The organism is Streptomyces sp. NPDC050703, from assembly GCF_040654435.1.
Lineage (GTDB): Bacteria > Actinomycetota > Actinomycetes > Streptomycetales > Streptomycetaceae > Streptomyces.
In genome coordinates, this window is the sequence record NZ_JBFAHX010000013.1 from 109,799 (window position 1) to 123,988 (window position 14,190).

Sequence of the window (14,190 nt, forward strand, 5' to 3'; positions counted from 1 at the left end):
TGGGGGCCTGACGGATCGCAGGGCGTACGCGGCATGGAACCGTCACGCTGAGAAAGCCGCGTCCATGCCAACTTGGCCACGCCCACTATCCCGACGCTTTCCGGTCGCACACAAGGTCGACTTCAGGACGCGCACGCCGCAACTGCCGTGCGCCCCCGTACCAGTGGACGCCTCCATCGCACCACGTCGGTTCCGGTTGCGAACACCGTGCGATGGGAAGCGGTACCCCCCTGTGAGGACTAGTCCTGTCCGGTTCTCGCTCCCCCGGAGCGGTCCGGCTCTCCGGCTTCCGCACGTCCCGTCCCGGAATCCGGCGGCTGCGGCAGGGCCTGCTGGGCCCGCTCCAGGAAGCGGAGCAGTTCCACGGGGAAGGGCAGGACGAGGGTGGAGTTCTTCTCCGCGGCGACGGCCACGACGGTCTGCAGCAGCCGGAGTTGGAGCGCGGCCGGCTCCTCCGCCATCTCGTGGGCGGCCTCGGCGAGCTTCTTGGACGCCTGCAGCTCGGCGTCGGCGTTGATGACGCGGGCCCGCCGCTCACGGTCGGCCTCGGCCTGGCGAGCCATGGAGCGCTTCATCGTCTCGGGCAGGGAGACGTCCTTGATCTCCACGCGGTCGATCTGCACGCCCCAGCCGACCGCCGGGCTGTCGATCATCAGCTCCAGGCCCTGGTTGAGCTGTTCGCGGTTGGAGAGCAGATCGTCCAGGTCGCTCTTGCCGATGATCGACCGAAGCGAGGTCTGCGCCATCTGCGAGACGGCGAAACGGTAGTCCTCCACCTGCACGACCGCCTCGGCGGCGTCGATCACCCTGAAGTAGATGACCGCGTCCACGCGGACCGTGACGTTGTCGCGCGTGATGCCGTCCTGCGCGGGGACCGGCATCGTCACGATCTGCATGTTGACCTTGCGGAGCCGGTCCACGAACGGCACGACCATGGTGAACCCCGGGCCGCGCACCGCGCTCTGGAGCTTTCCGAGCCGCAGGACCACGCCCCGCTCGTACTGCTTGACGACGCGGGCCGCCGCCATCACGTAGACCGCTCCGACCGACCCGGCGGCCACTCCCGCCGCCACCAGCTCCTCGACCATGCCGGCCCCCCAGGGTCCGAATTGGGCGTGTTGGGCGTCCCCTTCGAAGGTAGCTCGCCCCCCGGGAGAGAGCGAGCCCCCGCCCGGAAAGCCGGGCGGGGGCTCGTCGTGCTGCCGACTGCTGCCTCACGTGCGGTGCGTGGCCCTCGGGCCCCGCCGGATCAGTAGACGCTGACGTTGTACGCGCGCAGCGCCTCGGTGACCGGCTGGAAGAAGGTCGTGCCGCCGGAGGAGCAGTTGCCGCTGCCGCCTGAGGTCAGACCGAGGGCCGTCGAACCGGAGTACAGCGGGCCGCCGCTGTCGCCGGGCTCGGCGCAGACCGTGGTCCTGATCAGGCCGTAGACGACGTCGCCGCCGCCGTAGTTGACGGTCTGGTTGAGCGCGGTGACCCGGCCGCTGTGCGTGCCGGTCGTGGACCCGCGGCGGGTGACGTTCTGCCCGACGGTGGGGTCGGCCGCGCTCGTGATGTCCTGGCTGCCCACGGTGCCCGACTTGGTCACCGAGGTGTTGGTGTACCTGACGATGCCGTAGTCGTTCGTCGGGAAGCTGGACCCGGACGTCGTGCCCAGCACGGTGGTCCGCGCCGAGTTGGACCACCAGGTGCTCGCGCCGTCGGTGCAGTGGCCTGCGGTCAGGAAGTAGTAGGTGCTGCCGTTGCGCACGTTGAACCCGAGCGAGCAGCGCCCGGTGCTTGAGTAGATGGCGTCACCACCGGAGATGTACTTCTGGAACTTGCCCGGGGTGCGCTCGATCTTCAGGGCGTCCGCGTTGCTCCCGGCGGCCGCCTTGAGCGCGGCGATCTCGGCCTTGGAGACGGTGCTGTCGGCGGTGACGACGACCTGCTTGGTCTTCGGGTCGACGCCCCAGGCGGTGCCCGCGACGTCGGCGTCGAGCACCGCGTCGCTCGCCTGCTCCAGCTGTGAGGCGCTGAAGGTCGTCGTGCCGTCGTGGGCGCTGGCCGCGGGTACGGCGAGGGCTCCCGCGGCGACGAGGCCGGTGGCCACGGCGAGCAGACGGGTGTGTCTCGCTATGCCGGAGGTGGTGCGCTTGATCCTCACGTTTGTTCCTCCCGAGGGAAGTCAGTGGGCCCTTGTGGGTTGAGGGCCCGTGAGGCGCAGCCGAGGAGCGGGGCTCGGGGTGCACACGTACGCCGTGCTCCTGGCAAGCGCTGCTCGGGAGTATTGGTGGGCGGTGTCCGGCCGCACAAGGGCGCCTTTCGGCCGTCGCCCCGGAGTGTGCCGGCCGGGTGTACGGGCCGCTCCCGTAGGGGTGCCGCCGGGCCGCGGCAGGGGTCGGACGGCGTGCCCGGCGGGGCGCGCGGCAGCGGCGGCGACCGGTCGGGGCCGACGCGGGCGCGCCCGCGGGGGCCGCGGCACGGCAGCCCGCCGGAAGCGGGGAACGGTGACCGGACGTGCCGCCCGCGGTGTCCGCGACGGCGGCCGGGAGCGAGCCGCCGTCCACCATGCCCACCTGCGGCGCGTGGCCGGTGCCCCCGAGCCGGGGAACGGACTCACCGTCGCCCCCGGGCCCCGCCCCCGCCGTCGGCGTCACCGGCCACGGCGGTGCGCTCCTCGCCGTGCGGGGTGCCGCGCCCCGCCGCCGCCGGGGGCGGGGCGCGGGGCGTGGCGCGCGGCGGAGTCAGGACCGGTGTCGCACACCGCCCGGGGCCCTTCGCGGCGGCCGGCGGCGAGGCGGCGCCCGCCGTGTGCCACGCCGTCGGCGGCGAAGGTCCCGTGACCGGCGCTCGGCCGAACCGCGCCGGTCAGGGGCCCGCCGCCGAGGCCGGGCCCGTGCCCGGCGGTGGCGCTCACGACGACGGAGTCACCGTTCACGCGCCACGCCCCGGGAATGTCCGGAATTGAACCATCCGGATAACGCGGCGCGCCCGTGCGGGCCGTGGGCGCGGAGGTCAGAGGCCGCAGTCGCAGCAGCCGCAGCACTCGCAGCAGCCGCAGTCACCGCAGTCGCACTTGTTGCAGCAGCCCTCGCGCTTCTTGCGGGACCACGGGCCCTCGTAGGTGTCGGCGCAGCACATCTTGCAGGTGCAGCAGAGTCCGACGGCCACGGCGCACCCGGCCCAGAAGCCCCGCTTGCCCGGCTTGGGCGGCTCGGGCGGCTGCGGCCCGAACCAGTGCCCGCCGCCACCGGAGCCACCAGAGCCACCGGGGCCACCGGGGCCACCGGGCACGTCACCGCCGTACGGGTTCCCACCGCCCCCGTACGGATGGCCGCCCTCGTACGGGGCGCCGCCCCCGTACGGATTCTGGCCGCCGTGCGGCCCCCCGGCCGGCGGCGGACCGTAGGGGCCGCCGGCCGGGGGGCCGAAGGCGCCCTGCTGATGTGCCGTCACCTGGTGGGTGTGGCCGCAGGACTCCGTGCCGAAGGCGCGGTCGACCGAGCGGCGCAGCTCGTGGGCGAGGAGGACGTGGGCGAGCTTGCCGTCGGTGAATTCGGCGTCGCGCAGCGCGAGGCGGATGCCGTGCAGCGCGTCGTCGGCGAGCCGCCGCGCCTCCGCGAGGGACGTGCCGGTCGCGGTCAGCGGGTTCCACGCGCCCGCCGCGGCGTCCGCCTCCTTGTCCTCCACGGCGTCGAGCAGGTGCGCGAGGCGGCCGAAGAGCCGTCCCGCCTCGGCGAGCGGCTCCACGTTGCCGGGCCGCCCGGCGAGCAGGGCGGTGTGCGCGAAGGCCGCCGCGGTGGCCGTCTCGGTCGGCTCGGTCACCGCGAGGAGCGACGTGCCGGGGCCCGCCAGGGCCTCGATCCCGGCCTGCCGTTCGACGGCGTCGAGCAGGACGGCCGTGTCGAACCCCACGTCGGCCCCGGTCCGCGCGCCCGCCCTGTCCCAGCTCCTTGCCACGCGCCGGGCGGCGGCGGCCACCGGCCGGCGGGCGAGCATCCCGTCCCCGTCGACGACGTGGTCGCGGACCTTCGCCGACGCGAGCACCAGTGAGACGGCGGCGGCGAGCCGCGCGCCCTCGCCCCGCGCCACGGACGCCGTCCGCATCCCGCGCAGCGGACAGGGCCCCGCGGTGCGCCGCCCGCCCTCCCCGCGCTCGGCCTGAGCCTCCGTCAGGACGGAGATGATCAGGCCGTCGTAGTTGGTGACGACCCGGGCGAACTGCCCGTGGTCGGCGCGGAGCGCGAGGCAGAGCCCGCAGAGGTGGGCCGTCCACTGCGTCTTGAGCCCGTCCCCGAGGCGATGGCCGCAGGGCCTGACGATTCCGAACAAAACGACTCCCCCGAGTGGCCCGAGCTGATGATCAGACGATTTCGGGGCATCGTAACGAGGGGGCGTTCACCCGGACGCACCCCCCGTCACCCGTACGCCGGGAGAAATCATATTTCACTCACTGTCAGCAGCCGTACACAGCGTGACCCTTGGAGTACCACGTGCGTCGGCGTGTTGACTCTGCACCAGTACCGTCACGAAAACCCCGCGCGGCGACTATCCACTTGGCGCAGCATCCGCATCATGGACGACGATAGGAACGCGGAAAGCAGGGAAACCGCTGCGAGAGGAGGCGTCCATGGGATCGGTGCGCAAGGCGAGTGCTTGGCTTGGCCTCGTTGACGACAACAACGACGAGCGTTACTACGACGACGGCTACGAAGACGACCGGGCCGAGGGGCCCGACCAGCCGGAGGCCTGGGTGACCGACCCGCGCGTGCGGGTGGCGAGCGAGAAGGCGCAGGAGCAGGAGCGCCGCATCGGGACGGTGACCCCGAACAGCTTCCGGGACGCCCGCGGCATCGGTGAGATGTTCCGGGACGGCGTCCCGGTGATCATGAACCTCACGTCCATGGACCCCACCGACGCCAAGCGCGTGGTCGATTTCGCGGCCGGTCTCACCTACGGACTGCGCGGTTCGATCGAGCGCGTGGCGACGCGGGTCTTCCTGCTGACCCCCGCCGACACGCACATCGTCAACGGCGAGGCGTCGAGTCGCCCCTCGGACGGATTCTTCAACCAGAGCTAGGGGGCGAGGCCGCTCACCGGACCCGTCCGGCCCCGGAAGGGGTCACCGGAAGGCGTCAAGACCGGTGAGCGCCTTGCCCAGAACGAGTTGATGCATCTCGACGGTGCCCTCATAGGTGAGCACCGATTCGAGGTTGGTCGCGTGCCGCATGACGGGGTACTCCAGGGAGATCCCGTTGGCGCCCAGGATCGTCCTGGACGTCCGGCAGATCTCGATTGCCTCCCGTACGTTGTTGAGCTTGCCGAAGCTGACCTGCTCGGGACGGAGCCTGCCCGCGTCGAGGCGGCGCCCGAGGTGGTGCGCCAGCAGAATGCCCTTGTGCAGCTCGACCGCCATGTCGGCGAGCTTGGCCTGGGTGAGCTGGAAGCCGCCGATGGGCCGGCCGAACTGCTCGCGGGTCCTCGCGTACTCCACGGCCGCGTCGAAGGACGAGCGGGCCGCGCCCATCGCTCCCCAGACGATGCCGTAGCGCGCGTGGGAGAGACAGCTCAGCGGGCCCTTCAGGCCGACGGCCTCCGGCAGGACCGCGTCGGCGGGCAGCCGCACCTCGTCCATCACCAGCTCACTGGTGACGCTGGCACGCAGCGACCACTTGCGCTTGATCTCCGGCGCCGAGAAGCCGGGGGTGTCGGTCGGTACGACGAAGCCCCTGATCCCGTCGTCGGTCTGCGCCCAGACGACGGCGACGCCCGCCACCGACCCGTTCGTGATCCACATCTTCCGGCCGCTGAGCACCCAGTCGGTGCCGTCCTTCTTCGCGTAGGTACGCATGGACGCCGGGTCGGAGCCGTGGTCGGGCTCGGTCAGGCCGAAGCAGCCGATGATCTCGCCCGCGGCCATCCCCGGCAGCCACCGCCGCTTCTGCTCCTCGGAGCCGAAGCGGTGGACGGCGTACATCGCGAGGGAGCCCTGCACGGAGACCAGGGAGCGGATGCCGGAGTCGGCGGCCTCCAGCTCCAGGCAGGCGAGACCGTACTGCACGGAGGTCGCGCCCGCGCAGCCGTAACCCTCCAGGGACATGCCGAGCGCCCCGAGGGAGCCGAGTTCGCGGGCCAGCTCGCGGATGCCGGGCAGCTCGCCCTTCTCGTACCAGCCGGCGATGTGCGGCAGGACCCGGTCGGCCGCCCAGGAGCGGACGGTGTCGCGGATCGCCAGGTCCTCCGGGTCGAGCAGGTCGTCGATGCCGAGCGGGTCGGCGGGGTCGAAGGGCGGCAGCGGGGTGCGGGCGCTTGCGGACATGCGGGCCTCCGGCGACACAAAACTAGCAGCGGTAGTTATACGACTCGCGCCGACGTTACGACGCAGTGTGCCGCACGTCCAGAGCGCTCGGCCCCCGGCACCCTCACCGCTCACCGCGCGGAGGAGTCGGCCCCGACCCGGGAGGGCTCCCGGGGCGCGGGCACCCCCGGATCGCCGGAGGGGGAGGCGGAGCCACCGCCCGTGCAGTCCATGCCGCGCGGCAGGCGCAACGCGGCCAGCGCGCCGAGCAGCAGCAGCCCCGCACTGACGACCAGCGTCACGTGCAGCCCGTGCACGAAGGACTCCCGCGCGGCCGAGCGCAGGGCCTCGCCCGGCGCCCCGCCGAGCCGCGCGGCGATCTCGTACGCCTCGCCGAGCGAGTTCCCCGCGGCGGCGCTGTCCGCCGCGGGGACGCCCCGCACGGAGGAGAGCCCCGGCGCGTACGCCGCGTTCATGACGCTGCCGAGCAGGGCGATACCGATGCCCGCGCCGAGCTGGTAGGAGGTCTCGCCGATGGCCGCGGCCCCGCCCGCCTGGGACGGCGGCGCCTCGCTCAGCATCGACTCGTACGCGCCGAAGAGCGTGGTCTCCAGGCCGAGGCCGAGCAGCACGAAGCCGGTGAGCAGCAGCGCGTCGTTGGCGGCGCCGCCCATGCCGGTGAGCACGAGGACGGCGAGCGCGGTGAGGCAGAAGCCGGAGCACACCATGACGCGCGGCCCGAAGCGGTGCAGGAGCTTCGATCCGGCGAGGCCCGCGGCCATCGCGGCGAGGGTGAGGGGCAGCAGCCGCAGCCCGGTCTCCAGCGGGGAGAGGCCGAGGACGAGCTGGAGGTACTGCGCGGCGATCAGTTCGAGGCCGACCAGGGCGAGCATGGCGAGCACGATGCAGCCGACCGAGGTGCTGAACGCGGGCCGCGCGAACATCGACAGATCGACCAGCGGGCGTGCGCGCCGCCGCTGCCTGCGCACGAACCCGGCGAGGAGGGCGGCGCCCACGGCCAGCGCGGCCAGGGTCGCCGGACCCAGCGGCGCGTCCCCGCCGCCGAGGCGCTTGACCCCGTAGACGACGCCGAAGAGGCCGCCCGCGGCCATCAGGGCGCCCGCCACGTCCCACGGGCCGTCGTCGCCGCCCTTCGACTCCGGCAGGAGCCAGCGGCCGACGGGCAGGCTGACCAGCATCAGCGGAATGTTGATGAGGAAGACCGAGCCCCACCAGAAGTGTTCGAGGAGGAACCCGCCGAGCAGCGGTCCTGCGGCCGCGCCGACCGCGGCCACCGCGCTCCAGACGCCGATGGCGACGGCGCGCTCGCGCCGGTCGGGGAAGACCTGGCGCAGGATCGACAGCGTCGCTGGCATGATCATCGCGCCGCCGACGCCGAGCAGCGCCCTGGCCGCGATCAGGACCTGGGCGTTGTCCGCGAGGGCCGCGACGGCCGAGGCGACGCCGAAGAGCGCGTAGCCGAGCAGGAGCACGCGTCTGCGGCCGACGCGGTCGCCGAGCGTGCCGAAGAGGATGAGCAGCGAGGCGCAGACGAGCGGATAGACGTCGACGATCCAGAGCAGCTCCATCCCGCCGGGCCGCAGGTCCTCGGTGACCGCGGGCACGGCGACGTGCAGCACGGTGGCGTCGACGGCGACGAGCAGCAGGCTGACGCAGAGGACGAAGAGCACGACCCAGCGATTGGCCCCGGCACGGGCCCCGGATCCCCGACGGCCCTGCGGTGCTGCGGCCGTGGTCGTCCCGGACATGTGCGTACCTCCCAGTGGTCCCTCGCATCGGCGGCCTGCGGGACGGGAAAAACCCAGCTCCTGCGGCACGAAACGGCGGCGCGGACAAGGCGAGTGAGCCGCCAGAGTACGCGAGTCCGCTTCCGGGGCGCGTGGCGGACCTCTCATGGTTGCGCCGATGCCGTGTGGCGTGCACCACGCGTCCACCTCCCGGCCGGGGCCCCGGGCGGGCGTCCCGCTCCCCCGACGGCCGATAATCGACCCCGTGACCGACCTTGATCATCGCCCCTCGCCGTCCCCGGCGGGCCATGCGCTGCGCCGCGCCGCACCCGCGCTCCTCGCCTACGCGGGGGTGCGCGCGCTCGGCCTCGCCGTGCTCGCGGCCTGGGGCGCGGCGGCCGGGAAGAGCCCGCACACGCTGCTGAGCGCCCGCTGGGACTCGCTCTGGTACACCCGCGTCGCCGAGTTCGGCTACGGCTGGGAGGTGCGCCTCCCGGACGGCAGCGTCCACTCCAACCTGGCGTTCTTCCCGCTCCTTCCGTGGCTCGAACGGCTCGTCGCGGCGGTGAGCCCGCTCTCGTACGCCGATGCCGGGCTGGCGGTGAGCTGGCTCGCCTCGCTCTTCGCCGCCGCGGGGATCTTCGCGGTGGCCGACCACGTGTACGGACGGCGGGCCGGGATCTGCGCCGCCATCCTGTGGGCGGCGCTGCCGGTCGGCATCGTGCAGTCGATGGCGTACAGCGAGTCCCTGTTCACGGCGCTGGCGGCCTGGTCGCTGTACGCGCTGCTCAGGGGCGGCTGGGTGTGGGCGGGCGCGTTCGCCTCCCTGGCGGGGCTGACCCGTCCGGTGGGCGCGGCGGTGGTCGCCGCCATCTGGGTGACCGCGGCCGTCCAGGTGTACCGCGAGCGGCGGGCCGCGCCGGGCATGCTCCTCGGCGTGGTCCTCGCCCCGCTCGGCGCGGCGGGCTACGTGCTGTGGGTCGGCCACCGCACCGGTGGCGGGCTCCTCGGCTACCTCGACGTGCAGGCGGGCTGGGGCAACGGCTTCGACTTCGGCTACGCCTTCGCGCGCTTCGTCGGGGAGAAGTTCACCGGCGTCCCCGGAGCGCTGGCGGGCATCGGCCTGATCGTCGGCGTCGCCCTGGTGATCTGGCTGTACGTGACCGGCGTCCGGCAGAAGCAGCCGCTGCCGCTGCTCCTGTACACCGGCGTCGTCGTCGTGCTCGCCCTCTGCGCCGCGGGCTACTTCGGCTCGAAGCCGCGGCTGCTCCTGCCCGCCTTCCCGCTGCTCCTGCCGCTCGCCGTGGCGCTGGCCGGGCTGCGGACGTCCAGGTCGGCGCCGGTCCTCGGGGGCGTGGCGGTGGCGAGCGCGGTGTACGGGGCGTTCTGGCTGCACGGTTCGGGCCCGCCGTGATCAGGTCATGATCGTTTCCGGTGCCCGCCGGCGGCCGTACGGGAAATTCCACGCCGCCCCCCGGTGAACGAATTCATAAGGGACATAAAATCGCACCGGAAATGATCTACGAATTGAGCATGGGCGCGGCGATTCAATAAGGAATCCCAGGGAATAACCCCGCTCCTGAGAGCAATCCCACATCACATCGTCATCACAAAGCCACTGATTCGGCCTAGTGCCAGACTCACTCGCTGTAACGTCGATTGGGTGCGTACCGAACGAAACCTCACCCGTCTTGACCGGGTCTTCGCCCGTCTTGACCGTGAGCCGGAACGACCGGCCCACCTCGATCAGCCGAGGATGAGCCGGCACAGGGTCGTGCTCTTCGGCGCGACCCTGGCCTTCTACCTGGCCATCGTCGTCGCCGTGCTCGCCACCACGTGGCTGGTGCGCTTCGACTGGCAGGTCATGTTCTTCCGGCCCTACCAGCAGTGGCCGGAGATCCACGCCTTCCTCGACTACTGGGTCGTCCTCGGCCAGCGCGGCCCGACCGCCGTCATGGTCGCGGCCTGGCTCGGCTGGCGCTCCTGGCGGCAGCACACGCTGCGTCCGCTGCTCATGTTCGGCACCGCCCTGCTCCTGCTCAACGTCACGGTCGGCGCCGCCAAGATCGGCATGGGCCGCCTCGGCCCGCACTACGCCACCGTCATCGGCTCGAACGAGATGTGGCAGGACGGCGATATATTCCCTTCGGGCCACACCGCCAACGCCGTCGTGACCTGGGGAATCCTGGCTTATCTGGCCTCCACCCCGCGTACCCGCCGCTATCTGTCGGCCCTCTCCGCCGTGGTCTCCCTGAGCGTCGGCCTCACCACCGTCTACCTCGGTACGCACTGGCTGAGCGACGTCCTCCTCGGCTGGGCCGCGGGGCTGCTCATCCTGCTCGCGCTGCCCTGGTTCGAGCCGCTGATCACCCGCGTCGAGGCCGTCATCTTCCGCGTCCGCGAGACCTGGCGCGCCCGCCGCGCGGGCGCCGGGGCGCAGGCCCCCGAGCCCGTGCCCGCCCCGGTGGGGGTCCCCGCGATCGTGCAGCAGCGCCCCTCCGCCGGCGGCGACGCCCCCGCCCGGGAGCCGGTCGGCGCCGCCCGCCCCACCGCGAGACCCCCTGCCTACCTCGCGCCCGGCCCGCACACGGCACGCTCCGAGCGCACGCCGGTCACCCCGGCAGGCAGCCGCCGCCCGCCGCACCCCGACCGCGTTCCGCGCGGCACCGCCTCGGCCCGCCCGATGGCCGGCGGCTGAGCCGCGAAGCCCGCGGGGGCGGTACGCACAGCCCATCCCCCGCACCGCGAAGGCCCCGGTTCCGTCGAGGAACCGGGGCCTTCGTCATGGCCGGGGCGCGAAGCACGAAGGCGCGGGCCCCGAGCGCGGGGCCTAGCCCTTCCAGGAGCGCCTCACGACGCCCTCCACGACCTCGAAGTTGAGCCGCCCCGCGAGGTACTCCATGGTGATGATCGCCCCCGGGGGCAGCGACCTGACGGTGGTCCAGCCGGACGCGCGGGCCTCCCGTTCGGCGTCCTGCGACGCGAGGCCGACGTAGCGGTCCGGGCTGTCCTGCGGCTCTGCGGGCGGGGTCGGAATAGGTGCCATGGCCGCCACGTTAGGCGCCGGGACGGCGTCGGGGAAGGCCGGGGCCGCGTGCACCAAGCGTCACGCATACCTCTCTGGTCACACTTCTGTCACAGGATCACGACGTGCGTTTCGGTCGAACTCCCTCACACGTATGGGCGGTTCCGCCCGCGTCACGACGTAATTCGGCAGTGCCCTCACCCGGGCGCGAAGACGGTTCGGAGAGGGCCGGAAAGCGGCGCCCCGAATAGCGGTTCGCGCCCTTTGCGCCCCCTCCCCCAATTCCGATTACCGCCCCTGGACCGGGCGCTGGGGAGGCGTGGGGGAATTCGCCATTCCGGCCGGGAGGCCCGCGCCCCGGCCGTCCGGAAGCGGCTCGTACACCCTCTGTCGGAGCCCGGCCGGCGCGCGCATCATGGCCAGAGCTTCGGGCAGGCCCAGGACGCGATGGCGAAGGGGCGGGCGATGGGGACCGAGACGGTGCGGGCGGACGGGCCGCCGGTGCGGCAGGCGCGACGGGGCCGGGTGGCCGTGGACTGGCTGACCACCACCGACCACAAGAAGATCGGTCACCTGTACCTGGTCACGTCGTTCGTCTTCTTCCTGGCCGCCGGGCTCATGGCGCTGATGATGCGGGCCGAACTGGCCAGGCCCGGCCTGCAGCTCATGACCAACGAGGAGTTCAACCAGGCCTTCACCCTGCACGGCACGATCATGCTGCTGCTCTTCGCGACGCCGACGTTCGCGGGCTTCGCCAACGAGATCATGCCGCTCCAGATCGGCTCCCCCGACGTCGCGTTCCCGCGGCTGAACATGCTCTCGTACTGGCTCTTCCTCTTCGGCGGCCTGATGGTGCTCGGCTCGCTGCTCGTGCCCGGCGGCCCCGCGGCCTTCGGCTGGTTCGCGTACGCGCCGCTCAACAGCCTGGAGCGGTCCCCCGGCATCGGCGCCGACCTGTGGATCATGGGGCTCGCGCTCTCCGGCTTCGGCACGATCCTCGGCGCGGTGAACTTCCTGACGACCATCATCGGGATGCGCGCCCCCGGCATGACGATGTTCCGGATGCCCGTCTTCACCTGGAACGTCCTCTTCACCTCGATCCTGGTGCTGATCGCGTTCCCCGTGCTCGCCGCCGCGCTGCTCGTCCTGGAGGCCGACCGGCGCTTCCACTCGCTCGTCTTCGCCTCGGAGAACGGGGGCGCGCTGCTGTGGCAGCACCTCTTCTGGTTCTTCGGGCATCCCGAGGTCTACATCATCGCGCTGCCGTTCTTCGGCATCATCACCGAGATCATCCCGGTCTTCAGCCGGAAGCCGATGTTCGGCTACCTGCCGCTGGTCGGCGCGACGATGGCCATCACCGGCCTGTCCGTGGTCGTGTGGGCGCACCACATGTTCGCGACGGGCGCGGTGCTGCTGCCCTTCTTCTCGTTCATGTCCTTCCTGATCGCGGTCCCGACGGGCGTGAAGTTCTTCAACTGGACCGGCACGATGCTCAGGGGCTCCCTGTCCTTCGAGACGCCCATGCTCTGGGCGGTCGGCTTCCTGGTCAGCTTCCTCTTCGGCGGTCTGACGGGCGTCATCCTGGCCTCGCCGCCGCTGGACTTCCACGTCACCGACTCGTACTTCGTCGTCGCCCACTTCCACTACGTCGTCTTCGGCACCGTCGTCTTCGCGACCTTCGGCGGGTTCTTCTTCTGGTGGCCGAAGCTGACGGGCAAGATGCTCGACGAGCGGCTCGGCAAGATCCAGTTCTGGACGCTGTTCGTCGGGTTCCACACGACGTTCCTCGTCCAGCACTGGCTGGGCGCCGAGGGCATGCCGCGCCGGTACGCCGACTACCTGGCGGCGGACGGCTTCACCGTCCTCAACACCCTTTCGACCATCGGGGCGTTCCTGCTCGGCCTGTCGACGCTGCCGTTCCTCTACAACGTCTGGAAGACCGCGAAGTACGGCCGGAAGGTCGACGTCGACGACCCCTGGGGCTTCGGCCGCTCCCTGGAGTGGGCGACGTCCTGCCCGCCGCCGCGGCACAACTTCGTCACGCTGCCGCGCGTCCGCTCCGAGTCCCCGGCGTTCGACCTGCACCACCCGGAGTACGCGGCGTTCACGCGCCAGGACCCCGGCCGGGTGCCGGAGGACCCGCAGACGCGACACCCCGGTCCAGGGCCCGGCTCAGGTGGTCCCGAGCCGTCCTGATCCGCTCGATCAGCTCGACGGGCTCCACCACCTCGAACTCGATGCCCATGAACAGGACGTGGAAGACCATCACGTCCAGGCTCGACGCGCCCGTGCGCAGCAGGCAGCTCCCGTCCGTCTCGGCCTCGATCACGCCGTCGGACGGGGTGAGCCGCTGCGCCGCCTCGGCCGCCGGCACGAGGAGGCGGACGACGGCCTGTTCGGCGTACGCGCCCGTGGAGACGCCCTTGGCGACGTACGCGGCCAGGTCGTCGGCCGGCGGGGGGCGCGGCGTGAAGCGCGGGCCGTGCGGCGGCCGGGGCTCGACGCGGTCCACGCGGAAGGTGCGCCAGTCCTCGCGGTCCAGGTCCCAGGCCACGAGGTACCAGCGGCGTTCGGTGCAGACCAGGCGGTGCGGTTCGACGGTCCTGCGCGTGGCGCTGCCCGTGTGGTCCCGGTACGCGAAGCGGAGCCGTTCCGCGTCGCGGCAGACCGCGGCGAGTTCGGTGAGCACGGCGGGGTCGACGCCCTGCGCCCGCGGGGTGCGCAGCATCGGCACGGTGAAGGCGTTCAGCGCGCCCACCCGGCGGCGCAGCCTGCTCGGCAGGACCTGCTCCAGTTTGCCGAGCGCGCGGACCGAGGTCTCGCCGATGCCCTCGACGCCCTGTCCCGCGGCGGTGCGCAGGCCGACGGCGACCGCGACCGCCTCGTCGTCGTCGAGGAGCAGCGGCGGCAGCTCGGCCCCCGCGCCGAGCCGGTAGCCGCCGCCGGTGCCGGGGCTGGCGTCGACGGGGTAGCCGAGTCCGCGCAGCCGGTCCACGTCGCGGCGGACGGTGCGCGGGGTCACGCCGAGCCGGTCGGCGAGGTCCGCGCCCGACCACTCCCGGTGGGCCTGCAGCAGGGAGAGCAGACGCAGCAGTCGTGCCGAGGTCTCCAACATGGACGCGATTGTGCCCCGGATC

Annotated in this window: 11 protein-coding genes; 4 read left to right on the forward strand and 7 right to left on the reverse strand. The window is 72.5% G+C overall.

Translation table 11 applies throughout. The features are described 5' to 3' along the window. Window positions 1-239 precede the first annotated feature (239 nt). From AB0I16_RS15105 to AB0I16_RS15115, 3 genes are all read right to left on the reverse strand, one after another. On the reverse strand, window positions 240-1,088 hold the full coding sequence (locus AB0I16_RS15105; RefSeq protein ID WP_363249816.1) for a slipin family protein: 849 nt from the start codon (window positions 1,086-1,088) through the stop codon (window positions 240-242). 161 nt (window positions 1,089-1,249) lie between these two features. After that, entirely contained in the window at window positions 1,250-2,146 is an 897-nt protein-coding gene (locus AB0I16_RS15110) for a S1 family peptidase (RefSeq protein WP_363249817.1), read from the reverse strand. 851 nt (window positions 2,147-2,997) lie between these two features. Further along, the gene (locus AB0I16_RS15115) at window positions 2,998-4,314 is read right to left on the reverse strand and encodes a DUF5685 family protein (protein ID WP_363249818.1); all 1,317 of its coding nucleotides are present in this window, start codon (window positions 4,312-4,314) and stop codon (window positions 2,998-3,000) included. Window positions 4,315-4,612: 298 nt separating this feature from the next. Here AB0I16_RS15115 and AB0I16_RS15120 point away from each other — a divergent pair, with 298 nt between their 5' ends. Next, a complete protein-coding gene (locus AB0I16_RS15120; protein WP_062772071.1) occupies window positions 4,613-5,062 on the forward strand; it encodes a cell division protein SepF in 450 nt (149 codons plus the stop codon). A gap of 42 nt (window positions 5,063-5,104) precedes the next feature. On the opposite strand, the gene AB0I16_RS15125 is transcribed toward AB0I16_RS15120, so the two are convergent. Together AB0I16_RS15125 and AB0I16_RS15130 are read right to left on the reverse strand one after the other, a co-directional pair. Beyond that, a complete protein-coding gene (locus AB0I16_RS15125) occupies window positions 5,105-6,301 on the reverse strand; it encodes an acyl-CoA dehydrogenase family protein (RefSeq protein ID WP_363249819.1) in 1,197 nt (398 codons plus the stop codon). A gap of 110 nt (window positions 6,302-6,411) precedes the next feature. Next, window positions 6,412-8,049 carry an MFS transporter gene (locus AB0I16_RS15130; protein WP_363249820.1) on the reverse strand — a complete coding sequence of 546 codons (1,638 nt, stop codon included), beginning with the start codon at window positions 8,047-8,049 and terminating at the stop codon, window positions 6,412-6,414. 244 nt (window positions 8,050-8,293) lie between these two features. Here AB0I16_RS15130 and AB0I16_RS15135 point away from each other — a divergent pair, with 244 nt between their 5' ends. After that, entirely contained in the window at window positions 8,294-9,442 is a 1,149-nt protein-coding gene (locus AB0I16_RS15135) for a mannosyltransferase family protein (RefSeq protein ID WP_363249821.1), read from the forward strand. Between the two features lie 249 nt (window positions 9,443-9,691). Beyond that, window positions 9,692-10,726: a phosphatase PAP2 family protein gene (locus AB0I16_RS15140; RefSeq protein ID WP_363249822.1), complete on the forward strand. Its 1,035-nt coding sequence runs from the start codon at window positions 9,692-9,694 to the stop codon at window positions 10,724-10,726. 132 nt (window positions 10,727-10,858) lie between these two features. Here the strand turns inward: AB0I16_RS15140 and AB0I16_RS15145 are convergent, their stop codons facing one another. Then, window positions 10,859-11,074: an I78 family peptidase inhibitor gene (locus AB0I16_RS15145; RefSeq protein ID WP_363249823.1), complete on the reverse strand. Its 216-nt coding sequence runs from the start codon at window positions 11,072-11,074 to the stop codon at window positions 10,859-10,861. Window positions 11,075-11,518: 444 nt separating this feature from the next. On the opposite strand from AB0I16_RS15145, the gene ctaD reads away from it, so the two are divergent. Next, window positions 11,519-13,249, forward strand: a complete 1,731-nt coding sequence (ctaD, locus tag AB0I16_RS15150; RefSeq protein WP_363249824.1) for a cytochrome c oxidase subunit I — start codon at window positions 11,519-11,521, stop codon at window positions 13,247-13,249. Here ctaD and AB0I16_RS15155 read toward each other — a convergent pair. Next, a complete protein-coding gene (locus AB0I16_RS15155; protein ID WP_363249825.1) occupies window positions 13,158-14,168 on the reverse strand; it encodes a YafY family protein in 1,011 nt (336 codons plus the stop codon). The two genes, ctaD and AB0I16_RS15155, sit on opposite strands and share 92 nt — an antisense overlap. Window positions 14,169-14,190 lie beyond the last annotated feature (22 nt).